At 72.2% G+C, this 24,692-nt stretch carries 19 protein-coding genes; 12 read left to right on the top strand and 7 right to left on the bottom strand.

Going from position 1 to position 24,692, the window contains the following annotated elements; all coding sequences use genetic code 11:
• Window positions 1-105 precede the first annotated feature (105 nt).
• Window positions 106-3,087 (bottom strand): bifunctional FdrA/YlbE family protein, encoded by a 2,982-nt coding sequence (locus tag AC1DW8_RS07305; protein ID WP_478092917.1) that lies wholly within the window; start codon window positions 3,085-3,087, stop codon window positions 106-108.
• Window positions 3,080-4,030, bottom strand: coding sequence for an oxamate carbamoyltransferase subunit AllH family protein (locus tag AC1DW8_RS07300; protein WP_478092915.1), 951 nt, complete (start codon window positions 4,028-4,030; stop codon window positions 3,080-3,082). Before AC1DW8_RS07300 ends, AC1DW8_RS07305 begins: the two co-directional genes overlap by 8 nt.
• A 125-nt stretch (window positions 4,031-4,155) precedes the next feature.
• Here AC1DW8_RS07300 and AC1DW8_RS07295 point away from each other — a divergent pair, with 125 nt between their 5' ends.
• The 7 genes from AC1DW8_RS07295 to AC1DW8_RS07265 all read left to right on the top strand — a co-directional run bounded on the left by AC1DW8_RS07295 (window position 4,156) and on the right by AC1DW8_RS07265 (window position 13,315).
• The gene (locus AC1DW8_RS07295) at window positions 4,156-5,880 is read left to right on the top strand and encodes a helix-turn-helix domain-containing protein (RefSeq protein WP_478092913.1); all 1,725 of its coding nucleotides are present in this window, start codon (window positions 4,156-4,158) and stop codon (window positions 5,878-5,880) included.
• Between the two features lie 255 nt (window positions 5,881-6,135).
• Window positions 6,136-7,629, top strand: a complete 1,494-nt coding sequence (locus AC1DW8_RS07290) for a uracil-xanthine permease family protein (protein WP_082619925.1) — start codon at window positions 6,136-6,138, stop codon at window positions 7,627-7,629.
• Between the two features lie 146 nt (window positions 7,630-7,775).
• A complete protein-coding gene (locus AC1DW8_RS07285; RefSeq protein WP_478092911.1) occupies window positions 7,776-8,744 on the top strand; it encodes an FAD binding domain-containing protein in 969 nt (322 codons plus the stop codon).
• A complete protein-coding gene (locus tag AC1DW8_RS07280) occupies window positions 8,741-9,295 on the top strand; it encodes a (2Fe-2S)-binding protein (protein ID WP_478092909.1) in 555 nt (184 codons plus the stop codon). The genes AC1DW8_RS07285 and AC1DW8_RS07280 overlap by 4 nt, the downstream gene beginning before the upstream one ends.
• A complete protein-coding gene (gene cutA / locus AC1DW8_RS07275; RefSeq protein ID WP_056826812.1) occupies window positions 9,292-11,733 on the top strand; it encodes an aerobic carbon-monoxide dehydrogenase large subunit in 2,442 nt (813 codons plus the stop codon). Before AC1DW8_RS07280 ends, cutA begins: the two co-directional genes overlap by 4 nt.
• Window positions 11,730-12,389, top strand: coding sequence for an SRPBCC family protein (locus tag AC1DW8_RS07270; protein WP_056778374.1), 660 nt, complete (start codon window positions 11,730-11,732; stop codon window positions 12,387-12,389). The genes cutA and AC1DW8_RS07270 overlap by 4 nt, the downstream gene beginning before the upstream one ends.
• 2 nt (window positions 12,390-12,391) lie before the next feature.
• On the top strand, window positions 12,392-13,315 hold the full coding sequence (locus tag AC1DW8_RS07265; RefSeq protein ID WP_478092906.1) for a carbon-nitrogen hydrolase family protein: 924 nt from the start codon (window positions 12,392-12,394) through the stop codon (window positions 13,313-13,315).
• Between the two features lie 91 nt (window positions 13,316-13,406).
• Here AC1DW8_RS07265 and AC1DW8_RS07260 read toward each other — a convergent pair whose 3' ends face one another.
• From AC1DW8_RS07260 to AC1DW8_RS07245, 4 genes are all read right to left on the bottom strand, one after another.
• Window positions 13,407-13,964, bottom strand: coding sequence for an RDD family protein (locus AC1DW8_RS07260; protein ID WP_082619924.1), 558 nt, complete (start codon window positions 13,962-13,964; stop codon window positions 13,407-13,409).
• A 13-nt stretch (window positions 13,965-13,977) separates the two neighbouring features.
• Window positions 13,978-14,997 carry a hypothetical protein gene (locus AC1DW8_RS07255; protein WP_056778369.1) on the bottom strand — a complete coding sequence of 340 codons (1,020 nt, stop codon included), beginning with the start codon at window positions 14,995-14,997 and terminating at the stop codon, window positions 13,978-13,980.
• 145 nt (window positions 14,998-15,142) lie between these two features.
• Window positions 15,143-16,303, bottom strand: coding sequence for an RNA polymerase sigma factor (locus AC1DW8_RS07250; protein WP_478093051.1), 1,161 nt, complete (start codon window positions 16,301-16,303; stop codon window positions 15,143-15,145).
• Window positions 16,304-16,359: 56 nt separating this feature from the next.
• Window positions 16,360-16,800, bottom strand: a complete 441-nt coding sequence (locus tag AC1DW8_RS07245) for a YciI family protein (RefSeq protein ID WP_056778367.1) — start codon at window positions 16,798-16,800, stop codon at window positions 16,360-16,362.
• A 187-nt stretch (window positions 16,801-16,987) separates the two neighbouring features.
• On the opposite strand from AC1DW8_RS07245, the gene AC1DW8_RS07240 reads away from it, so the two are divergent.
• From AC1DW8_RS07240 to AC1DW8_RS07230, 3 genes are read left to right on the top strand one after another with little or no spacing between them, the layout of a single operon-like run.
• Window positions 16,988-19,135, top strand: a complete 2,148-nt coding sequence (locus AC1DW8_RS07240; RefSeq protein WP_478092903.1) for a hydantoinase/oxoprolinase family protein — start codon at window positions 16,988-16,990, stop codon at window positions 19,133-19,135.
• Between the two features lies 1 nt (window position 19,136).
• Entirely contained in the window at window positions 19,137-21,167 is a 2,031-nt protein-coding gene (locus tag AC1DW8_RS07235) for a hydantoinase B/oxoprolinase family protein (RefSeq protein WP_478092902.1), read from the top strand.
• A gap of 2 nt (window positions 21,168-21,169) precedes the next feature.
• Complete coding sequence (locus AC1DW8_RS07230) at window positions 21,170-22,006, top strand: SDR family oxidoreductase (RefSeq protein ID WP_478092900.1); 837 nt, start codon at window positions 21,170-21,172, stop codon at window positions 22,004-22,006.
• A 23-nt stretch (window positions 22,007-22,029) separates the two neighbouring features.
• Here AC1DW8_RS07230 and AC1DW8_RS07225 read toward each other — a convergent pair whose 3' ends face one another.
• Window positions 22,030-22,275: a hypothetical protein gene (locus tag AC1DW8_RS07225; protein ID WP_056778362.1), complete on the bottom strand. Its 246-nt coding sequence runs from the start codon at window positions 22,273-22,275 to the stop codon at window positions 22,030-22,032.
• 251 nt (window positions 22,276-22,526) lie between these two features.
• On the opposite strand from AC1DW8_RS07225, the gene AC1DW8_RS07220 reads away from it, so the two are divergent.
• Window positions 22,527-23,474, top strand: coding sequence for a carbamate kinase (locus tag AC1DW8_RS07220; protein ID WP_478092898.1), 948 nt, complete (start codon window positions 22,527-22,529; stop codon window positions 23,472-23,474).
• Window positions 23,475-23,479: 5 nt separating this feature from the next.
• Window positions 23,480-24,616, top strand: a complete 1,137-nt coding sequence (bar, locus tag AC1DW8_RS07215) for a barbiturase (protein ID WP_056778358.1) — start codon at window positions 23,480-23,482, stop codon at window positions 24,614-24,616.
• The last annotated feature ends 76 nt before the right edge of the window (window positions 24,617-24,692 follow it).

The following is a 24,692-nucleotide window of genomic DNA, read 5'->3' as shown; positions in this document are numbered from 1 at the left end:
GCCCCACTTCTTTTCTCCCACGGCGGATGCGTGTCGGGTCCGGAGGGAGGGTCGGGCCGCGCGGCCGACGACGACCGCGCGACCCGAGCTGAGGGGGCCGCTCCGTCAGCCCTCGCCCGCGGCCGCCGCGAGAGCAGTCAGAGCCTGGGTGAAGCACTGCTCGGGCGGGGTCACGAGACCGGCGCCGACCTGGCCCGTGCCCGCGACGCGACCGGCCATGCCGGTGTTGATCTGCGGCAGGATGCCGGTCCGCGCGACGGCGGCCACGTCGATGCCGGTCGGCGTGCCACGGAACTCGAGGATCGGCACCTGGTAGGCCGTGTGCTCGCCGACGGTGATCTCGTACATCGTCTGCGTGGCCCGCAGCGCGAACGGCACGTCGCCCCCGACGAACTTCACGATCGCCGGCGCGGCGGCCATCGCGAAGCCGCCGATGCCGGCCGTCTCGGTGATCGCCGAGTCGCCGATGTCGGGGTTCGCGTCGTCCGGGCCGTAGGACCCGAGGAAGAGGCCCTCGGGCGTGTTGGCCGGACCCGTGAACCACGCGTCGCCGGTGCCCGACACGCGGATGCCGAAGTCGGTGCCGTTGCGCGCCATCGTCGTCACCACCGAGGATCCCGGGATGCCATGGGCGGCAAGGGTGCTCAGCTTGCAGGCCGGCATACCGAGGTTGAGGAAGAAGTGCTCGTTGGCACCGGAGAAACGCACGGCCTCCGCGATGTCGGTCGACGACGCGTCGGCCGTGATCATCGTCGGGAGCAGCTCGCGCAGGAGCATGAGCGATCCGGCGCGGTTGCGGTTGTGGCCCTCGTCGCCCATCTGGAGCATCTGGGCGATGATCGCCTTGACGTCGATCGGGCCCTGCTGCTCGACGCGGGTGCGCACGGCCTGCTGGAGGATCGGGCCGAGCACGGAGTTCATCCACCGCAGCCGGTCGATGACCTCGGGGCCGTAGGCGCCGTAGCGCAGGACCTTGCCGAGCCCCTCGTTGAGCGAGCACCACGACGTGTTGTCGTGCACCTCGTCGCGCAGCTCGTAGACCCACATCGACGGGCTGATGACGCCGGCCATCGGGCCGACCGCGTCGCGGTGGTGGCACGGCTCGAGCGTGATGCCGTCGCCCTTCTCGAGCTTCGCCTCGGCCTCCTCGGCCGTGTCGGCGAGCCCCTCGAAGAGCATCGCGCCGATGAGCGCACCCTTGAGCGGCCCTGAGGCGCGGGCGAACTCGATGGGTGGCCCCGCGTGCAGGAAGGTGCCCCGCTCGAGCCCGAGCACCTCGTGGGCCGGACGGACGTCGACGAGGTCGGCACCTGCCGCGGTCATCCGGCGCAGTGCCTCGGCGTTGGCGGCGTCGCGGCGGGGGTCGGCCAGGACCCGACCGAGCTCGGCCGCCGTTCCCGCCATCGGCGGCTGCCACGAGGCCTCGGTCACCGAGACCGCCTGCGCCCGAAGGGCATCCGAGAAGAGCGAGACCCCGGCGGCCGCGACCGTGACGTCCGCACCGAGCAGTCCGTGGAGCGGCTCGGCGCCGACGTCCGTGGCCGTCCCGGCAACGGGGGCGTATGCCGTGTCGCCCGTCGCGCTCTCCGGTGCCGTCACGTCGTGGCCGAGCAGCTGCAGGGCGCGGCGCGTGGCTGCGGCGTTGGAGAGGAGGACGTCGGCGCCGGCGTCCGCGAGAGCCTGCGCCGACCGGTCGAGCCCCTGCGGGTCGGAGGTGGTGCCGGTGACCGAGACGACGACGGGCAGCGCACGACCGCTCGCGGCGGCGGTCTCGCGGGCAGCACGGACGGCGGCAGCGAGCTCCGGAGCGGGGTCCGCGTGCGCGCCGTGGCCGAGCACGAGATCGAGGAGGAGCACGCCGCACGTCGGGTCGGCGGCCTCGACGGCGATGCGCTCGAGGCGCAGTGACGGGTCGATCATGGGGTGGGCGCGCCCGCGGGTCATCGTGTCGTCGCCGAAGTCGATGACGACGTGGCCCGGGTCGCGCAGGTAGGCGCCCAGGGCGAGCTCGGGCCGCAGCGGGATGTTGGAGCGGATGTCGCCGAGCACCGGACCCGCCACGAGCATCGCCTCGTCGGCGAGGGTGCCGCCGCAGAAGAGACCGCGCAGCGACCCGGAGGACGTCGTGGCCGATCGGGCGCCCGCGGCTTCCCACGTCGGCCAGACCGGCACGTCCGCGCCGACGGCGGTCAGCACCGACTCGACGGCCGCCGTGAGGTCCGGCCGCCCGGCCCCGAGCGTGGCCCAGTGGACCGGCTTGCCCAGCCCGGCGGCATACGCCTCCAGGTCGGCGAGCACCTCGGGAGCGGGAGGCTTGGAGACGACGACGAGCGACGTCGTCTCCGGGTCGGCGGCGAGCGCTGCGAGCGCCTGCTTCGTCGAGCGGGCGGCGACGGCGGACGACAGGTCGCGGCCACCGACGCCGAGGCAGTGGCTGATGCCGACACCTGCGGCGTCCAGGAGGCACATGACCTGCTGGGCGCCCGTGCCGGATGCCGCGACGAGGCCGACGGAGCCGGGTCGCACGACGTTGGCGAAGCCGAGGGCGACGCCACCGACGACGGCCGTGCCGCAGTCAGGCCCCATGACGAGCACGTCGGCAGCGGCGGCGGCGTCCTTGAGCCGCACCTCGTCCTCGACCGGGACGTTGTCGGAGAAGACCATGACCGACACCCCGGCACGGACGGCGTCGAGCGCCTCGGTGACGGCATGCTCCCCCGGCACCGAGACGAGCGCGAGGTCGGCACCCGAGAGGCGGATCGCACCGCCGAGCGTGCGAGCCGTCGGCGCCTCGCCGAAGCCGGCGGACGCGCCTGCGGCAGAACGGCTCTGGGTGAGTGCGGACTCCAGCGCAGCCTGCCCGGCAGCGATGCCGGCCTCGTCACCGCGGATGGCGACGACGAGGTCGTTGGGCGCCGAGTCGGGCACGTCGAAGCCCATGCCGCGGATGACCTCGAGGTTGAGCTCGGTCGCCATCGCGACCTGCGCGGCCTCGACGCCGGGAGCGGCGGCGACGGTGCGCGAGACCTGCATGAGGGTCACGGAGTCGAAGTAGGCGCCGGTTCTCAGCTCGACGTGGTCAGCCACGGTGGAGTCCTTCCTGGGATTCGGGTCTTGGGGCAGGTCGGGGTTCGGGGCGGGGGACGGAATCGAGTGCGTCGACGGCGCGCAGCGCACCGCTGACTCCCGACAGGAGGTCGCGGCCGGAGGTGTGCCCGATGGCGAGCACCCGGTCGACGAGCTTGCTCAGGTCGCTTGCCTCCCGCGGGTCAACCAACAGGCTCGACGGTGCATCTGCCCGGCTCAGGCCCGGTGTGGCGCCGGCCGACCTGTTGGTTGACCCGGGTCCGGAGACCAGACGGGTCACGAGGCGCGCGACGTCCGGGACGGCATACCCCGCCCCCGCGGCGACGAGGAGCGCGGCCGACAGGCTCGTCGTCCACGGCAGCACCGAGCGGACGGCGGTGCGCACCGCCGACAGGGCGCGCCGGGCCGGCGGAGCATCGACCGCGGCCAGGGTGAGCAGGACGCCGCAGAGCGCGTCGTCGCCGCTCGGGGTCAGGCCACGCCCGACGCCGACGAGTCCGCGCACGCCCGGATCGGCCGAGCGGCCGGCGAGGGCCGCCGCGGCGAGGTCGTGGGCGAGGTCGCCGAGGACTCCGGGCTCGGGGAGCCAGCCGTCACCAGCGGATCCGCGCGGTGCGGGACGCACTCGCGCCGGCCGGAGCAGCCGGGCCGCGACGACGTCGGCGCGGGGCAGGCGCACCCGCCCCTCCCCGACGACGACGTGGGCGCCGGGCTCGACACCCCAGCGGATCTCGGACGACGGCATCGCGAGGCGGACGCCGATGGGCAGTGCGACGGCGTCGGAGGCGAGCACGGCGAGGACCCGCTCGTGGGCGCCGAGATCGAGGTAGAGGCACGTCGGGAAGGCGCCGAGCACGCGGCAGCGCCGCGGGGTTCCGGCCACCTCGCCCGCCACGAGAGGCGACACCGCAGCCGGCAGCAGCGTCAGGTCGAGGTCGTCCATCCCCGCGCGCACCTCCGTCGTGAGACCGCTGCCGTCCGTGCCGTCCAGGCCCGGACCGGCTCCGTGGCGCTCCGCCTGCCGCGGACCGCTGACGTGACGCTATCGACGGTGGGTAGGGTGCGCTCATGGTGAAAGTTGCCAACGATCCGCCCCTGCCCGAGGGTGACTTGCCAGCCGCGGGGCGCTCCGGCGAGCCCGAGCCCGAGGTGTCCGGCATCTCGCTCCGGCTCATCGCCGGTCTCGCAGCGGCGGCGCACGGCGTCGTCCGGGCCGAGGCCGCACGCCTCGACGTCAGCGTCGACAGCACGACGCCGCTCCGGTCCGCCCTGGGCGACGACGCCCCGGCCCGGCTGACCCACCGGCTCGTGCTCGCCGACGCGGCGGCCCTCGCGGAGCAGGACGGTGACGCAGCGTCGCTCGCCGCCACGGTCGCCGCCCTCGACACCGCCGGAGCCGCAGGGCTCGTCGTCTCCGGGCTGTCGGGCCGGCGACTCGCCGCCCTCGTCAAGGCCGCCGAGTCGACGGGCCTGCCGCTCATCGACGTCCCGCTCGACCACATCGCGACCTTCACGACCGACGTGCTGAGCGCCATGCTCGAGCACCAGACCGCGATCCTGCGCCGGCTCGAGGATGCCGACCGGGCCCTCGTGCAGATCGTCCTCGCTGGCGGCTCGCTCGACGACCTCTGCGAGCAGGTGGTCGGCTTCCTCGACGGCGCCGTGATGGTCACGACGACCGACGGCCGCGTCATCGCCCGCGCCGGTTCGCAGCGCGAGCTCGACCACGCGCTGTCCCTCGAGTGCTTCGACCGCACTGGGCGTCTGCTCACCGAGGCCGAGCCGATGGGCCCGCGCCCTGACGGCCCGACCGCCAACCGCTCCGCCGTACGCATCGTCGCCGGCCACCTCGACCACGGCGTCCTCATGGCGTTCTGCAGCCACCGGCACCTGACGGTCGACGACGTGCGGCTGCTCGAGCGAGCCGCGACGGTCGCCGCCCTCGCCATCACCAAGGACCAGGCCGTCTCGGCGGTCGAGAGCAAGTACCGCGCCGAGTTCCTCCGCGACGCTCTCGCCGGACGTGCCGGCTCCCCCGTCGACGCCGTCGCCCACGCCAGCTCGCTCGGCTGGGACATCGACCGGCCCATGGTCGTCGTCGTGGCCGAGACCGACGAGGACGACGACCGTTCGACCCGCGACGCCGACGAGGTGCGCTTCCTCCAGCAGCGCTTCGCCCGTGCCTGGACGCACGCCGTGGCGGTGCGCGACTCCCGTTCTCCCGTCATGGGATTCAGCCGCGAGGTGGTCGCCCTCATCGGCGTTCCATCCGGCGCCGAGACCGAGCAGGTCATGCGGATCGTCGGCGAGTACGTCCGGGTCGTGCGGGGCGACGGCGGTGGCGGTCGACGCAGCTTCTCGGCCGGGGTCTCGCGGCCCATCACCTCGGTCGCCGGCCTGCCCCAGGCATACGACGAGGCGCTCTCGGCCGTCACCGTCGGACGCCAGATGCACGGCGACGGCGCCACGACCCACGTCGACGGCCTCGGCATCTACCGCCTGCTCGCGCTCATCCCCGACGGCGCCGACCTGCGCCGCTTCGTCACCGAGTCGCTGCGCGAGCTGGCCACCGACGACTCACCGGAGTACGCCGGCCTCCGCCAGACCCTGAGCATCCTCATCGACACGAACATGAACGTCGCCGAGACCGCGCGCCTGCTCTTCTTCCACTACAACACGCTGCGTTACCGCATCGGCAAGCTCGAGAAGATCCTCGGCCCGTTCACGACCGACGCCGACCTGCGCCTCACCCTCGCCCTTGCGCTCAAGATCCACCAGATGCGCGGCATCTGACCGTCACACCCCCTTGCGTATGCCGTGTCGCGCGGTTCGTGGAACACGGCACCCCGCGGGGTGTGAGCTTCCACGGCGGGAGCCGGCGGACCGCCGGGAACGGGGGTGACGGCATACGTCATCTCCTGCCAGAGGGGCTCCGTCGGCGTGTATCAACGTTTGACGAACGCAGTCCCCTGTCGTGGGAGTAGTTTTCGGCCATCCCGGAGTGGGACGTGACCCCCATCACCTCATGGGGCAACCATAGGAGTCGGAATGGCTTTGGGCTTGGGCTGGAAACTGCACGGGGACGGCAAGACAATGGGCCCCGACGACGTCGTGGCCCCTGACGAACGACTGGCGTGGGGCAGGACGGTCGGTCTGGGTGCGCAGCACGTCGTAGCGATGTTCGGGGCGACCTTCGTCTTCCCGCTGGTCATGGGTCTCAACGCCCAGCTCGCGATCATGATGAGCGGCATCGCGACGATCTGCTTCCTGCTCATCGTCAAGGGGAAGGTCCCGAGCTACCTCGGCACGTCGGCGAGCTTCGTCGGTGCGGTGGCGGCCATCCGCGCCCAGGGCGGCACCTCCGCCGACGTGACGGGCGCGATCCTCGTCGCCGGCGTCGTGCTCGCACTCGTCGGTGTGGCGATCCACTTCGCCGGGTCCGCGGTGCTGCACAAGGTGCTGCCGCCGGTCGTGACGGGCGCCGTCGTCATGCTCATCGGCTTCAACCTCGCGCCGGTCGTCGCCAGCATCTACTGGCCCCAGGACCAGTGGGTCGCGCTGCTCGTCATGGCGTTCACGATCATCTGCGCGGTCGCCTTCAAGGGCTTCGCGTCGCGCATCGCGGTCTTCCTCGCCCTGATCTTCGGCTACATCATCTCGTGGATCTTCGACAAGGTGTTCGGCCAGATCACGTCCTTCGACGCCGGCGCCGGCAAGGTCACGACGCACTTCCGCACGAACTTCGACAACCTCGCGAGCCAGCCCTGGTTCGGCCTCCCGCCGACGTCGACGACCGGAGCCGACGGCAAGGAGATCGTCGGCATCCACGCACCGTCGTTCTCGGTCGCCGCGATCCTGCTCGTCCTCCCGGCCGTCATCGCACTCATCGCGGAGAACACCGGCCACGTCAAGGCCGTCGCCGAGATGACGAAGTCGAACCTCGACCCCTACATGGGTCGCGCCATCGCCGCGGACGGCATCGGCACGGTCATCGCCAGCTCGGTCGGTGGCTCGCCGACGACGACGTATGCCGAGAACATCGGCGTCATGGCGGCCACCCGCGTCTACTCGACGGCGGCGTACTACGTCGCCGCGGTCGTCGCGATCATCTTCGGCCTCTCGCCGAAGTTCGGCGCGCTCGTGGCCTCTGTGCCGGGCGGCGTGCTCGGCGGTATCACCGTCGTGCTCTACGGCATGATCGGCCTGCTCGGCGCGAAGATCTGGAAGGAGAACGGGGTCGACTTCGGCAACCCGATCAACCTCGTGCCCATCGCGGCCGGCATCATCATCGGCATCGGCGGCGTCTCGCTCGTCTTCACGTCGGACTTCACGCTCGGTGGCATCGCGCTCGGCACGATCGTCACCATCGTGGCCTACCACGCGGCCCGCGCCCTCGCCCCGACAGACCTGCGTGAGCGGGCCGACGCCGCGAGCGGCACGATGATCTCGCTCGGCGAACGGGAAGGGGACTACGGCGACGCCGACGGCATCGACGACCTCTACCAGGACCGCCCGGGCGGACCCGACCTGCGGCGCCACTGACGCATCACGCACCACCGGCCCGTGGGCTCCCGATCTCGGATCGGGGGCCCACGGCCCGTTCAGGGCAGAAGTTGCCAAAAGCCCACGAGCAGCGATGCACAACCATCACTAGTCCCCACCGGGGGTCGGAAGGCAGGATCAGTTCGGTGAAGCCCGCCCCCTTCGAGCACCACGCACCGCTCACCGTCGAGCAGGCCGTCTCCGTCCTCACCGAGGTCGGGCACGACGGCAAGGTCCTCGCGGGCGGCCAGAGTCTCATCCCCATCCTCAACATGCGCCTGGCCTCTCCGGCGCACCTCGTCGACATCAACCGCGTCGCCGGCCTCGACACCGTCGAGGTGGCACCCGAGGCCGTACGCGTCGGCGCCCTCGTGCGCCACGCCGGGCTCGAGCGCTCCGCGGAGGCGTATGCCGCCCTCCCCCTCCTGCGCCAGGCGCTCGTCAACGTCGCCCACCCGGCCATCCGCAACCGCGGCACGACGGTCGGCTCCATCGCCCACGCCGACGCGGCCGGTGAGATGCCCGCGATCCTCGCCCTGACCGACGGGGTCGTCGAGGTGGCGGGCCCGTCCGGGTCGCGCGAGATCGCGTGGTCGGACTTCTTCCTCGGCGCCCTCGAGACGTCGCTCGCGGCCGAGGAGCTCGCCGTCGCGGTGCGCTTCGGCCGCTTCCCGGCCGGCACGGGCACGGCCTTCACCGAGGCGGCCCGACGTCACGGCGACTACGCCATGGCCGGCGTCGGGGTGGCCCTGACGGTCGCCGACGGCGTCGTCTCCGGCGCCCGCGCCTCGTTCGTCTCCGTCACCGACGTGCCCTCGGTCCTCGACCTCGGACCGGCCCTCGACGGGGTCGAGCCGGGCTCGGGCGCATGGGACGCGGCGCTCGACACCGCCGCCGAGGCGGTGCGCGGGCACGTCGACCCGGAGGGCGACATCCACGCGAGCGCCGACTACCGCCGCATGCTCGTCACCGAGCTGACCCGCCGGGTCCTCCCCCAGGCCGCCGACCGCGCCCGACGCCCCGCACCGAACGCTGCGTTCGGTCGCGAAAGCGCTGTTAGACCACTGAGTTCGCGACCGAACGCTGCGTTCGGTGAGGAAAGGGGAGGACGATGACCGACCTCGGACCCGATGGTGCCGGCATCACGGAGCGGCTCCACGACGTCACGGTCTCCGTGAACGGCGTACGTCGCTCCGCCGCCGTGCCCGCCCGCCGGCTGCTCTCGGACTTCCTGCGCCACGACCTCGAGCTGACCGGCACCCACGTCGGCTGCGAGCACGGCGTCTGCGGCGCCTGCACCGTCCTCGTCGACGGCCAGCCGATGCGCTCGTGCCTCATGTTCGCCGTCACGGCGCAGGACCACGCGATCACGACCGTCGAGGGCCTCTGCTCGGCCCCCGACGCGCGCGTCGCCCCGACCGGCGAGTCGATGAACCCGGTCCAGCAGGCCTTCGCCGAGTGTCACGGGCTCCAGTGCGGCTTCTGCACCCCGGGCTTCCTCACGACCGTCACGGCCTACCTCGAGGAGAACCCCTCACCGACGAGCGAGCAAGCACGAGAGGCGATCTCGGGCAACCTCTGCCGCTGCACCGGCTACCAGAACATCGTCAAGAGCGTCCTGCGCGCCGCCGAGATCAAGGTCGAGCGGGCGGAGGAGCAGGCGTGACGACGCAGATGTTCGGCGCGCCGATCAGGCGCAAGGAGGACCCTCGCCTCGTCACCGGCGGCGGCCGCTACCTCGACGACCTCGGCCACGACGCCCTCGCCGCCGCCTTCGTCCGCAGCCCGCACGCCCACGCCCGCATCGTCGACATCGACGCCTCCGAGGCGATCGAGGTCGAGGGCGTCGTCGGCATCTACGTCCACGAGGACCTCCCGGGCCGGGTCGGCGAGCCGCTGCCCCTGCTCATCCCGCACCCGACGCTGACCCACGGCCGCACCGGCTACGCCCTGGCCAAGGACGAGGTCAACCACGTCGGCGAGCCGATCGTCATGGTGGTCGCCACCGACCGCTACGTCGCCGAGGACGCCTGCCAGCGCATCCGCGTCACCTACGACCAGCTGCCCGTCGTCGTCGGCATCGAGGCCGCCCGCTCCGGCGAGCTGCTCGTGCACGACGACGTGCCCGACAACGTCGCGGCCCACATGCTCCAGGAGGTCGGCGACGTCGACGCCGCGATGGCCGCCGCCCCGCACACCCTGACGCTCGACCTCGACATCGAGCGCAGCGCGTGCATGCCCATGGAGGGCAAGGGCGTCTACGCCCGCTGGGACCGCGACCGCGGCGAGCTGCGGATGTACTCCTCGACCCAGACCTCGACCGGCGTGCGCGCCGCTGTTGCCGCCAAGCTCGACCTGCCGCTCGCGAAGGTCGAGTGCATCGCCCCCGACGTCGGCGGCGGCTTCGGCGTCAAGATCGTCCACCCGTGGCCCGAGGAGGTCCTCGTCCCGTGGGCCGCGATCCTCCTCGGCCGCCCGGTCAAGTGGGCCGAGGACCGGCGCGAGCACTTCATCAGCGCGGCGCACGAGCGCGGCCAGCTCCAGCGGGTCACCGTCGGCTTCGACGACGAGGGCCACCTGCTCGCCCTCGACGTCAAGCTCTGGCACGACAACGGCGCCTACACCCCCTACGGGATCATCGTCCCGATCATCACGTCGACCCAGCTGCTCGGTCCCTACAAGCCGGGGACCTACCGCTGCGAGTTCTGGTCGCTCTACACGAACACCGTTCTCGTGACGCCCTACCGGGGCGCCGGCCGGCCGCAGGGATGCTTCGCGATGGAGCGCACGATGGACGCCATCGCCGACGAGCTCGGCCTCGACCGCGCCGAGGTGCGCTCGCGCAACTTCATCCTCCCGACCGAGATGCCGTGGGACCACGGCCTGCTCTTCCAGGATGGTCGCCCGCTCAAGTACGACTCGGGTGACTTCCCGGCCAGCCTCGCCAAGCTCAAGGACCTCGTCGGCTGGGACGACTTCGCCGACTATCGCCGCGAGGCCGAGGCCGAGGGCCGCAAGGTCGGGCTCGGCATCGGCTGCTACGTCGAGGGCACCGGCGTCGGTCCCTACGAGGGGGGCCACATCCAGATCGAGACGAGCGGCCGGGTCAACGTCTCGACGGGCCTGACGTCGCAGGGCCAGGGGCACGAGACCGTCTTCGCCCAGATCGTCGCCCAGGAGCTCGGCGTGCGCATGGAGGACGTCTACGTCACCACCGGCGACACCCGCAAGATGGCGTATGCCGTGGGCACCTTCGCGTCGCGCGCCGCGGTCATGAGCGGCAGCGCCATCGCCCTCGCCGCCCGCAACGTGCGGGCCAAGGCGCTGCGCATCGCCGCCGACGCCCTCGAGGTGTCGCCCGAGGACCTCGAGATCGTCGAGGGCACGGTGCGGGTCAAGGGTGCTCCGGCGACGTCGATGAGCCTCGGCACGGTGTCGGTGCTCTCCAACCCGCTCCGCTACGCGTTCGACGAGGCGGCCAAGGCCGCGACGCAGTTCGCCGGCACCTTCGACCCCGACAAGCCCCCCGTGGCCGACGACGAGGAGCCGGGCCTCGAGGGCAAGGACTTCTACTCCCCCACCCAGGCGACCTTCGCCAACGGCATGCACGCGGCCATCGTCGAGACCGACCCGGTCACGGCCGAGATCAAGATCCTGCGCTACTGCGTCATCCACGACTGCGGCACGATGATCAACCCGATGATCGTCGAGGGCCAGGTCCACGGTGGCGTCGCCCAGGGTGTCGGCGGCGCGCTCTACGAGCGGATGGCCTACGACGAGTCGGGGCAGCTGCTCAACGCGAGCTTCATGGACTTCCTCATGCCCTACGCGTCCGAGGTGCCGACCATAGAGGCCGACCACCTCGAGACCCCGTCGCCGCTGAACCCCTTGGGCATCAAGGGCGCCGGCGAGGCGGGCTGCATCCCCGTGTCCGCCGTCATCGCGTCGGCCATCGAGGACGCCGAGGGCTTCCCGATCACCCGGATGCCGATCTCGCCCTACGACCTCTGGGAGCTGCGCCGCCGCCACGCGGACGGCGAGATCCCGTCCCTGCACCGCACGACCCGCACGACGCACCCGTCATCGAAGGAGCCGACCGCATGAAGATCACCGGATCCGCCACCCTCGCGGCCGACCCGCAGCAGGTGTGGGACGCCTTCCACGACCCGGCCGTGCTCGCGCGCTGCCTGCCGGGCTGCGAGCGCCTCACCGAGCTCGCCCCCGACCACTACGCCATGACCGTGACGGCGGGTGTCGCCGCCATCAAGGGCACCTACGACGGCGAGGTGTCCCTGCGCGACCCGCAGCACCCCGGCTCCTTCACCATGAAGGCCTCGGGTGCGGGCGCGCCCGGCACCGTCGACGCCGACGTCGTGGTGCGGCTCGCACCGTCGAGCGCCGGTGGCACCGACCTGACCTACGACGCGGACGCGTCCGTGGGAGGCGTCATCGGCGGCGTCGGCCAGCGCATGCTCGCCGGCGTGACGAAGAAGATGGCGGGCCAGTTCTTCTCGGCCGTCGACGCCGACATCTCGGGCGTCCGCCCCGCCACCCCGAGCGCCCCCGCGGCCCTCACGCCGACCGCGGCACCCGGCATACCTGCTGGCGCTGCGGCGCCCGGCACCCCGGTGTCGTATGCCGGTCGGCCGGCTCCCACGGGGTCGTTCGCCGGGCGCGAGTACGCCCTCGGCGTCGTCACCGGCGGGGCCGTCGCTCTCGTCGGTGTCCTCCTCGGCTGGGCGATCGGTCGGAGGAACTGACGATGCGTGCCTTCACCGCCGCGGCCGTCCAGGTCGCCCCCGTCCCGGCCCCCCTCAGCGCCGAGACCATCCGGGCCAACCTCGACGCGTGCGTCGACATGACGCGGCAGTGTGTCGCAGCCACCGGGGCCGAGCTCGTCGTGCTCCCGGAGACCGCGACGACGGGCTTCACCCCGGGCTGCTCCAAGGAGGAGCTCTGGGACCTCGTCACCGAGCTGCCCGGACCGATGGTCGAGCCGATCCAGGCCGTGGCCCGTGAGCTCGGCGTGCACGTCTGCGTCGGCACCTACGAGCGCGGGCCCGAGCGTGGCGTCGTCTACAACTCCTCGGTGCTCGTCGGCCCCTCGGGTGAGGTCCTGGGGATCTATCGCAAGACGCACCCGTTCTGCTCCGAGATCGTCAGCGGCGGCGGCTGGGTCACGCCGGGCGACACCGTGACGGTGTGCGACACCGAGCTCGGCCGCATCGGCATGATCATCTGCTTCGACGGCGACTACCCCGAGCTCTCGCGCATCCAGGCGGTCCAGGGGGCCGAGGTCATCTGTCGGCCGTCGGCACTGCTGCGCTCCGCCGACATCTGGGACCTCACGTCGCGCGCGCGCGCCTACGACAACCACGTCTACGTCATCGGGGCCAACGCCGTCGGGGCCGACCCCGCGGGTGCGCTCTACTTCGGCAACTCGCACATCGTGACGCCGATCGGGCACATCGTGGCCAAGGCCGCGACGCACCCGGGCTGGGTCTCGGCCCGGCTCGACCCGGCCGACGCACTCTCGTCGCTGACCCCCGGGTCCAACGTCGGGCAGGCGTTCGACCACCTGCGCGACCGCAACCTCGACCTCATCCGCAACCACCGGGCCGAGCTCGAGGGCGTCGCCGAGACGTCGTTCCCGCACGCCCCGATCCACCGCGGCGACGCCGGCTGACCTTCGGCGGCGACCCGGCGGCGACCCGCCGCCGATCCGGCCCCGACCCGGCGGCGACGAACCGACGACCGTTGGTACGCGCCGTCGGGGCTCAGTCCTCCGGGGGCAGCACGATCGCCCGTGGGGTCGACGTGGGCTCATGACCCCGGCCTGCGTTGGACGTCCAGTCGTAGACGACGGACGTGCGCAGCAGGATGTCCGGTAGCGACCGGTTCTCGCGGCTGACGACGACCCAGAAGAGGACGATCGGGAACATGACGCACGCCGCGGCACGCAAGAAGGCCCGTGCGAGACCGATCGTGCGCCCGCCGTCGTCGACGACCCGAAGGCCGAGCAGGCGGTTGCCGAAGGTGCGGCCCGTCGTGGCCCACGCGACGGTGAGGTATGCCGTGAGCAGCCCGAGCACGAGCAGGAGCAGTCGCAGGCCGCCGGGGTCGGGGAAGTGGAAGGACTGCGGACCGAGCAGGAAGATCGTGCCCGCCCACGCGGCATACATGAGGGCGACGCCGAGGAGGGCGACGACGAGGTCGACGGCTCCGGCGGCCACCCGCGTGACGATGCCGGCGCGGTGCCCCTGGACCGAACGGGCCGGGCCGGGCAGGACGATCCGGGACACCGGGTCCCGGCCGGGGCGCGACGGTGACGTCATGGCGCCGCGCCGTTCATCCGGCTGACCCGGGGATCACGGGTCGGGTGGCGATCTCGGTGGCAGGGACGCCCGGACCCGGCGCCCTCGGCCTGCGCCGGAGCATCCGGTCGACGACGTGCGCGACGCGCTCGTCGGCCCCGACGCCCTGCCAGCGCACCTCGCGCATGCCCTCTGAGGCCATGGCCCCGGACGAGCTCTGGATGATGCCGGGGAGGTCGATCTCCTCGACGACGTACTCGGCGAGGCCGATGAGATCGAGTCTGCCCACGACGGCGTCGAGGTCCAGCCGCTGCGCGACGGCGTTGACGTCGACCCGGTCCAGGATCGCGTCGAGGTCGATGCGGGCGGCGATGGCGTCGATGTCGACCCGGCCGACGATCGCGTCGATGTCCACACCCGAGACGGCACGGTCGAGGTCCACCCGGGCGACGATCCCGTCGATGTCGAGCCGCTCGATGACCGCCCCGATGTCGACCCTGGACACCGCCCGGTCGAGGTCCACCCGGGCGACGATCCCGTCGATGTCGAGCCGCTCGACGATGGCGTCGACGTCGACCCGGGAGACGATCGCGTCGATGTCGACCCGAGAGACGATCGCGTCGATGTCGACCCGGGAGACGGCACGGTCGAGGTCCACGGTGCTCACGACCGCGTCGAGGTCGACGTGGTCGACGACGATGTCGGTGAGGTCCACGACGTCGAGCACGGCCTCGACGACGGCCGCGGCCACCCGCTGGGCCGTCACCTCGACGCGTCGACCCAGCTCGCCCCGTCGCGAGTGCCCACGACGGAGCAGCTCCTGCGACCAGTCCGCACGCCGAAGCTTGGAGCCCAGGTCGGTCAGGGCCGCGGTCAGCGGAGCCTTGACGACGGCCGTGACCAGCGTCGGTGGCCGGATCGCCTCGACGACGCGGCCGGCGGTCTCGACCCCGACCGCGGCCAGACCGAGCACCAGCTCGGCGAGGTCCGAGGCCGTCAGCGGCTCGTAGCGCACGACGGTCTCGTCCGTCCCGCCTGCCGTGGTCTCGTCCATGCCTCGTCCTCACGCCTCGGTGCGCCGTGACCCGCGCGGCCGGCGCCGTTGACTCGTTCCGTGTCCAGCATGCGTCCGACTGCCCGCCACCGGCATCACCCCCGACGAGTGAAGGGCCGCCGCCCCGGTCCCCAGCCGCGGTGGCTCACGGCTGGGGCGAGCGCAGTCGAGCGGCTCGGGCGGCGAGGTGCCGACGCTCCGCCTCGTTCGTCGCGGTCGCCGCCGCGCGGTCGAGCAGGTCGGCAGCCGGGCCCGCGTCGCCCGCCATCTCGAGCAGCTGCCCGCGCACCGCGAGCCAGCGGTGCGTCGTGCCCAGCCGGTCCTCGACCTCGTCGACGACGGCGAGGGCAGCCTCCGGGCCCTGCGCCATGGCCACCGCCACGGCCCGATTGAGCGTGACCACCGGGTTGCCGGTGACCTGCTCGAGCAGCCCGTAGAGCGAGAGGATCTCGTCCCAGTCGGTGTCCGCGGCGGTCGGCGCCCGGTCGTGGACCGCGGCGATGGCGGCCTGCAGCTGGTACTCCCCGACGGCCCCGAGCGCCATGGCCCGGCCGAGCCGGTCGAGCCCCTCGGCCACGAGCGAGACGTCCCACCTCGAGCGGTCCTGGTCGGGCAACGGCACGAGCGCTCCCGAGGCGTCGCTGCGCGCCGGGGTGCGCGCCTCGAGCAGCAGCATGAGCGACAGCAGGCCCAGGGCCTCGGGGTGGTCGGGAGACCCGTCGACGAGCATCCGCGTCAGGCGGATCGCCTCGCGGGACAGTGAGGTCCGCTGCACCGTGTCGCCGTGGGTGCTCGCGTAGCCCTCGTTGAAGACGAGGTAGAGGACGTGGAGCACGGAGCGGGCACGCTCCTCGCGGTCAGCACCGGACGGCATACGAAAGCCTGCGCCGGAGGCGCGGATCGTGGCCTTGGCGCGGCTGATCCGCTGTGCCATCGTCGCCTCCGGCACGAGGAAGGCCTGGGCGATCTCGGCGGTCGTGAGGCCGCCGACGGCGCGCAGCGTCAGCGCGATCGCCGAGGCCGGGGTCAGCGACGGGTGGCAGCAGAGGAAGAGGACCGTGAGGCTGTCGTCGTGGTCGACGGCGTCGTGTGCCGGGACCTCCCAGGCGATGACGCGCGCCTCGCGCTCGCGCCGGGCCGCGTCACTGCGCCACAGGTCCACGAGCCGCCGCGAGGCGGTCGTGACGAGCCAGGCACGCGGCTCGTCCGGAAGCCCGTCGACGGGCCAGCGCCGGGCTGCGACGAGCAGTGCCTCCTGGACGGCGTCCTCGGCGGAGTCGAAGTCGCCGAACCGGCGGCTGACGATGCCGACGACCTGCGGCGCGAGCGTGCGCAGCAGGTCGTCGACGGCGGGTGCAGAGGTCAGCGGGTGCCGCCCGCGGTGCGCAGGAAGGCGTCCATCTCGTCGGTGTTCGCGGGCGCCTCCTCCATGACCTGGCGCACGTGGATCGGCTGCCGGGTGGGCACGCCACCGCGCCCCGGCACCGCCGACATGAGCGACGCGATCTCGAGGGCGCGCTCCTCCGAGTCGACCTCGACGACCTGGAAGCCGGCGAGCCACTCCTTGAACTCCTGGAACGGTCCGTCGGTGACGACCGGCGCCGCGCCGTCGGACCGGACGATCTTGGCGAGGTCGGGGCCCGTGAGGATCGTCGACGAGACGAGCTCGCCGTTGGCCTCGAGCTCGCCGACGAGCCGCTCGTAGTAGTCGAGGTGGGCCTGGACCTCCGCCGGGGTCCAGTCGGACATCGGGGCCGGGTCGTCGCCGGCCTGGAAGTCCACGCCGATGAGGTACTTCGCCATGTCTCACTCGCTCCTTCGTCGTGTCGTGCCAGCGTGGCACGCTCACCCGGGGGACGGAGCGGAGGGCTCGCTCTCGACATCGACGCGGCCGTCAGGTCGGTTCTGGCGAGGGTTGGCGCGGAACCGGGCAGGTGTTGGCAGCATGTGCCAACGCCCCGGGAGGCGTCCCGCCGGTTGAATCCTCACCATGACAGCAGGCACCTCCGCACGCCGCCGGATCCGCATCGGCATCGACACCGGTGGCACGTTCACCGACGTCGTCGCGCTCGACGAGGACTCGGGCGAGCTCGTCACGACGAAGACGCCCTCGACGCCGAGCAACCCTGCCGACGGCTTCCTCGCCGGCGTCCGCAAGGTCCTCGACCTCATGGAGGCGAGCGGTGACGACATCAGCGCCGTCTCGCACGGCACGACCGTCGCGACGAACAAGCTCCTCGAGGGCAAGGTCGAGGCGCTCGGCTTCATCACGACGGAGGGTTACGAGTTCATCCTCGAGATCGCCCGCCAGGCGGTCCCCGACGGCTACGGCAACTCCTACTTCTGGGTCAAGCCCGCCCGCATCGTGCCGGCCGACTACGTCAAGACGGTCGGGGGCCGCTTCGACTTCGAGGGCAACGAGATCCGCCCGTTCGACGAGGAGCGCGCCGTCACGGTCGCCCGCTGGTTCAAGGAGCGCGGCATCACGACGATCGGCGTGTGCTTCCTGCACTCCTACGCCGACGACAGCCACGAGCTGGCGATGCGTGAGGTGCTCCGTCGCGAGCACCCGGACGCCGTCGTGTCGATCAGCTCGGAGGTGCTGCGCGAGTACCGCGAGTACGAGCGGTCGATGACGACCCTCGTCGACGCCGCGGTCAAGCCCAACGTGTCCCGCTACGTCGCGAACATCCACCACCGGCTCGACGAGTTCGTCGGCAGCACCGAGAAGCTGCCCTTCTACATCATGAAGTCCAACGGCGGCGTGCTCTCCGCCGACGAGGTCGTGCACCAGCCGATCACGACGGTCCTCTCGGGTCCGGCCGCCGGGGCGCTCGGCGCCGGCCTCATCGCCGGTCGAGCCGGCTTCGACAAGGTCCTCACGTGCGACGGCGGTGGCACCTCGACCGACGTGTCCGTCGTCCTCGCGGGCGAGCCGACCCTGACGACCGAGGGCACGGTCGGCGCCTACCCGAGCAAGATCCCGATGATCGACGTCGTCACCGTCGGGGCGGGCGGCGGCTCCATCGCGTGGATCTCCCCCGAGGGCTCGCTCAAGGTCGGCCCGCAGTCCGCGGGCGCCGACCCCGGCCCCCTCTGCTACGCCAAGGGCGGCACCGAGCCGACGATCACCGACGCCCACGTGACGCTCGGACGCATCCCCCCGCACCTGCTCGGCGGCGAGATCCCCCTCGACGTCGAGGCGGCCCGCACCGGCGTCGCCGCACTCGCGGACCGCCTGGGCCTCGACTTCGAGCGCTGCGCGACCGGCATCCTCGAGATCTCCGCGTGGAACCAGGCCAACGCGCTGCGCCAGGTGTCGGTCAAGCGCGGTCTCGACGTGCGCGACTTCATGCTCGCGACGTTCGGTGGCTCGGGGTCGCTGCTCGCGTGCCGCCTCGTCGACATCCTCGGCCTCGCCGGCGTCGTCGTCCCGCAGAACCCCGGCAACGTCTCCGCCTTCGGCCTGCTCACCGTCGACGTCAAGAACGACTACGTCCAGACGTCCGTCGCACGTCACCACGCGCTCGACCACGCCGCCGTGCAGAAGACGTTCGACGACCTCACCGCGAAGGCCGCGAGCGCCCTCGACGGCGAGGGCTTCGCGCGCGAGAGCCACCGCTACACGCGCACCGTCGACCTGCGCTACTTCGGCCAGGCCTACGAGGTCCGTGTCGCCGCGCCCGAGGGAGACGTCGACGAGGCGTATGCCGCGGGCGTCGCCTCGCGCTTCCACGACGAGCACCGCGCGCTCTACGGCTACGACTTCCGGGGCGACCCGACGCAGCAGGTCGAGTGGGTCAACCTCCGCGTCACGGGTGTCGGCCCCATCACGCGCCCGGAGCTGCGTGACCTCGCGCCGTCGGAGGGCGCGGCCGACGTCCGCGAGCGGGCCCACCGCAGCGTGCGCCCGGTCTGCTTCGACGCCGACGCCGGCTACGTCGACACGGACGTCTGGTGGCGACCCGACCTGCTCGCCGGCGACACGGTCGAGGGCCCCGCGGTCATCGAGGAGTTCGGATCGACGGTCCCGGTGCACCCCGGCTTCGTCGTCCGTGTCGACCCGCTCGGCAACCTCGTCATCACCCGGTCCACCGCCGCGCCGACAACCTCCTCGACGACCACCCCGGAGGCCTGACATGTGCTTCTCCTGCCAGACCGCGGCCACCCGGCTCGCCCCCGTCGACGCCGCCACGGGGTCGCAGCACCCTGACGCCTCGGCCGCCCACGACGGCGCGGCGGTGAACCCTGCGGGGCTCCCCACCGCATACGAGCACGGCAACCGCCTGACGCCCGAGGGCACGACGGTCGACCCGATCCTCGTCGAGATCGTCGAGGGCACGCTCGCGAGCGTCGAGATGGAGGTCGAGACGGCCATCGCCCGCACGTCACGCTCCCCCATGATCCGCGACGCCCACGACTTCCGCGCCGGCATCCACGACCGCCAGCTGCGCAAGCTGACGGGTCGCTCGTACAGCGCGCTCGTGCACCCCATCGCGCGCGACTTCCCGCTCGACGAGATGAGCGAGGGCGATGTCTTCTTCCACAACGACGTCTACGAGTCGGAGGGCGGCATCGGCCACCTCCCGGACCTCTGCGTCACCGTGCCGGTCTTCTCCGGCGGAGAGGTCGTCGCGTTCGTCCAGGCGTTCGGCCACCACGACGACATCGGTGGCGCCGTCCCCGGCTCGATGCCGAGCAACGCACAGACGGTCTTCGAGGAGGGCCTCTCGGTCCCGCCGATCAAGCTGTGGGACAAGGGAGTTCCGAACCAGGCGGCGCTGCGCATCATGACGCGCAACAGCCGTATGCCCGACAGCCTCGCTGCGGACCTCGACGCCGAGTGCTCGGCCTGCCTCATGGGAGCCCGTCGCCTCGGCGAGCTCTTCGAGCGCTACGGCCGGGACACGATCGAGGCCGCCTTCGACGCGATCCTCGACAAGACGACCGAGACCTACCGCCGCGAGATCCTCAGCAAGATCCCCGACGGCACGTACGTCTGGGAGGACTACGCCGAGCACGACGGGGTCGACGAGCCGAAGCTGCACACGCAGCGGATCACCCTGACCAAGCAGTCGACCGGCGGCCCCGGTCCCGGTGACGGCGGCCCCAAGCTGATCATCGACTTCACCGGCACGGCACCGCAGGCCAAGGGCCCGATCAACCACTGCGGCGACTACGTCGGCGGCAACTTCCTCAAGAAGTGGCTCGCGCCCATCCTGCGCAACCTCGCCGACACCCCCGAGCGGATGGCCGAGCTCGACGTCAACGAGGGCATCGTGCCGCTCATCGAGATGAAGTTCCCCGAGAAGGGCACGCTCCTCACGCCGATCTACCCCGCGCCGACGAACGCCCGCACCTTCGTCATCCTGCGCCTGCTCGGCGTCCTCGCCGGCGTCGTCGCCAAGGCCGTCGACGGCAAGATGCCGGCCGACCAGGAGACGATCCGCTACACCGGCGTCTACGGCAAGGACCGCGACGGCAACGACTACCTCATGCGTGAGGTGCTCGGCGGCGGCTCCGGTGGGCGCTACTACGCCGACGGCGAGGACACGATCCACGTCGTGCCCGACAGCCGCAACCTGCCGACCGAGTTCACCGAGAGCCGGTTCCCGTTCATCGTCGAGCGGCTCGGCCTCGCCGTCGACTCCGGCGGCGCCGGGCGGCACCGCGGTGGCCTCGGCTACGAGAAGCACATCCGGATGCTCAAGGACGCCCACTTCATGTCGATCGCCGACCGGTCGATCCTCGCCTGCTGGGGCGTCAAGGGCGGCAAGGCCGGTCGTCCCTTCGAGGTCACCGTCGACGTGGGCGGTCCGGAGGAGCGCACCGTCGACGCCCTCGCCGACGCCGAGGTCGTCAAGGCCGGCCAGGTCATCCGCATCCGCACCACGGGTGGCGGCGGCTGGGGCGACCCGCTCGACCGGCCCTACGCCGAGGTCGAGCGCGACCTGCGCTGGGGCAAGGTCTCCTTCGAGGGCGCGGGCCGCGACTACGGCGTCGTCGCCACCGGCGACCTCGACGAGCCCGTCATCGACGCCGCCGCCTCGGATGCCTTGCGCGAGCAGCTGCGCGGCGACCGTGTGGCCGAGCAGCCCTTCTTCGACCGCGGCCCCGGCTACGCGACGCTCGCCGCGGGACAGACTGCGGCGGATGTCGACTGGGTCTGACCGTGACGACGGTCCTCGTGATCGGCGCGGCCGGCAAGACCGGCCGCGCCGTCACGCGCTCCCTCACGTCACACGGCGTCACCGTGCGCGCTGCCGTGCGATCGCCGGAACGGGCCGAGACAGCGTATGCCGCTGGGGCCCGGTCGATCTCGGTCGTTGACCTCGACTCCGGGCTCGGTCTCGACGACGCCGTCGACGGGGTCGACGGCGTCTATCACCTGGCGCCCAACGTCCACCCCGACGAGGTCGCCATCGCCGACCGCGTCGCCGGTGCTGCAGCGCGGGCCGGCGTGGCCCGATTCGTGTTCCACTCGGTGCTGCACCCGCACGACCCGTCGATGCCGCACCATCTGCGCAAGGCGGAGGCCGAGAAGGTCGTGCGCACCCACCTGCGGGGGGCCACGGTGCTCCGCCCGGCGGCATACCACCAGAACCTCCTCGACGCGGCCCACGCCGGCCGGCTCGCGGTCCCCTACTCGCTCGACACCCCGTTCACGAACGTCGACCTCGACGACGTGGCCGAGGTCGCTGCGACGGTGCTGACCCGCCCCGGCCACGAGGGCGTCACCTACGACCTCGCCGGGCCCGAGGTGCTCTCGGTGCGCGAGCAGGCGCACGTCGCCGCCGACGTGCTCGGGCACCCCGTCGAGGCCGTCCGCGTGGAGGTCGCGGAGTGGGTCGCCGGACCCGGCGCCTCGCTCACGCCCCAGGCGCGCGACGACCTGCGGGCGATGTTCGCCTCGTACGACCGCGGCGGTCTCGTGGGCGAGGCTGCCCCCCTACGTCGGCTGCTCGGCCGCGAGCCACGCTCGTGGGCCGACGTCCTCACCCACACCTGAGCGGCCGCCGGACCGTCCGCGGCTCAGTCGATGTCGCGTTCCTCGATCGTCTGTCGCACGGTGTTGGTCGGGGTCGTCGCGCCGCTCGGGCGCTCCTCGCGGGTGATGATGCGCTTGCGGCGGGTGCCCTTGCTCCCGTGCCAGATGAGCGCCGCGCCCGCGATCATGAGGATGACGCCGACGATGGGCAGGCTGATGACGGACGTGTTGGCCCGCACCGCGAAGGTCAGGATGGCCCCCACGACGGCGAGCAGGACTCCGACTCCCACGGTCCCCCACCTCTCGGTTCGGTCGGCGGCGCCCCGGACGGCGCCCCCTCGGACATTATGTTCCTCGTACCCGCCCGACCGGTATGCCGGGCGTGGTTCGTGACGGCGCCCACCCGCCGGCTCGGCACGGTCGCGCGCTGCACCCGACGGCATACATCTGCCAATGTCGGGGGTCGCGTTGGGCAGGAGGTGACAACGCGCCCGCTCGGCCGCGCTCCCTAGGCTCACGCCATGACGACCGAGGACGCGCCGTGAGGGTGCTCGTGGCGCTGGGCGGCAACGCCATGACCGGGCCCGACGGCAGCGCGGCTCCCCAGGCCCAGCGCGAGGCCATCGCCACGGCGAGCCACCACCTCGCCGAGCTCGTCGCCGCCGGCCACGAGGTCGTCATCACGCACGGCAACGGGCCCCAGGTCGGCAACCTCCTCGTCAAGAACGAGCTCGCCGCGCACGTCGTGCCGCCGGTCCCGCTCGACTGGTGCGGCGCCCAGACGCAGGGGACGATCGGCTTCACGCTGCTCGACACCCTCGAGGCCGCCCTCGCCGCCCGTCACGTCGAGCGACCGGTCGCCGCGATCATCACGCGCACCCTCGTCGACGCCGACGACCCCGGCTTCACCCACCCGACGAAGCCGATCGGGCGCTTCCTGCCCCGCGAGCAGGCCCAGACGCTCATCGACCACGGCGAGCGCTGGGAGGACCGCGGCGAGAAGGGATGGCGTCGCGTCGTCGCCTCCCCCGAGCCGGTCGAGGTCCTCGAGACGCACACGCTCCACACGCTCCTCGCCGCTGGTTACGTCGTCGTCACGGCCGGAGGCGGCGGTATCCCCGTCGTCCGCGGCAGTGACGGCGCCATGCACGGCGTCGAGGCCGTCATCGACAAGGACCTCACGGCCGCCCTGCTCGCCCGGGCCGTCCACGCCGACGCGCTCGTCATCGCGACCGACGTCGCCCACGCCGTCGCCGGCTGGGGCACGCCGGAGGCCCACGACATCGGCCGGGTCACGCTCGCCGAGATGGAGGCGTATGCCGCCGCCGGCCACTTCGCGTCGGGCTCGATGGGCCCGAAGGTCGAGGCCGCCCTGCGCTTCGTCCGCTCCGGCGGTTCGCGCTCGATCATCACAGCACTCGACCAGCTCGCCACCGCCGTCGACGGCCACGTCGGCACCGTCATCGAAAACCCTGAAAGAGAAAGGTGATTCACGTGCCCGAAGCCATTGAGGTGCGCAAGGTCCCCATCCACTCGGTCGCCGACGCGTCGGAGCTCGCCACGCTCATCGACGACGGTGTCATGGAGGCGAGCCGCGTCATCGCCATCATCGGCAAGACCGAGGGCAACGGCGGCGTCAACGACTACACGCGGATCATCGCCGATCGCGCCTTCCGCGAGGTCCTCGTCGAGAAGGGTGCCCCGGCCGACCAGGTCAAGCAGGTCCCGATCGTCTGGTCCGGTGGCACGGACGGCATCATCAGCCCGCACGCGACGATCTTCGCCACCGTCCCGGCCGACCGGGCCGAGCAGTCCGACGAGCCCCGGCTGACCGTCGGCTTCGCGATGAGCGAGCCGATCAAGCCCGAGGAGATCGGCTACGTCGCGATGGTCGAGAAGGTCGCCGACGCCGTGAAGGTCGCCATGGAGCGCGCCGGCATCACCGACCCTGCCGACGTCCACTACGTCCAGACCAAGACACCGCTGCTGACGATCCACACGATCCGCGACGCGAAGTCGCGCGGGCACCAGGTCTGGACCGAGCACACGCACGAGTCGATGGACCTCTCCAACGGCACGACCGGCCTCGGCATCGCCGTCGCCCTCGGTGAGATCGAGATGCCGACCGACGCCGACATCATGCACGACCGGTCGCTCTTCTCGTCCGTCGCCTCGTGCAGCTCGGGCGTGGAGCTCGACCAGGCGCAGGTCGTCGTCGTCGGCAACACCAAGGGCATCGGTGGCCGCTACCGCATCGGCCACTCGGTGATGCAGGACGCGCTCGACGCCGACGGCGTGTGGGGCGCGATCAAGGACGCCGGGCTCGACCTGCCCGAGCGCCCGCACAGCAGCGACATCCAGGGCCGGCTCGTCAACGTCTTCCTCAAGTGCGAGGTGAGCCAGGACGGCACCGTGCACGGTCGACGCAACGCGATGCTCGATGACTCCGACGTGCACTGGCACCGCCAGATCAAGTCGGCCGTCGGCGGTGTCACCGCCTCGGTGACCGGTGACCCGGCCGTCTTCGTGTCCGTGTCCGCTGCCCACCAGGGCCCTGACGGCGGCGGCCCGGTCGCCGCGATCGTCGACCTCGGCGAGGGCGAGCCCACCGGCTACCGCTGGACCCGCTGAACCGCTGAACCGCTGAACCGCTGAACCGCCGACGCGCCGCCACCACCGTCGAGAGGCCACGGATGGCCCGGTGGGC

Source organism: Terrabacter sp. P2_E3 (genome assembly GCF_056403915.1).
This window is presented reverse-complemented; position numbering and strand designations above follow the sequence as displayed.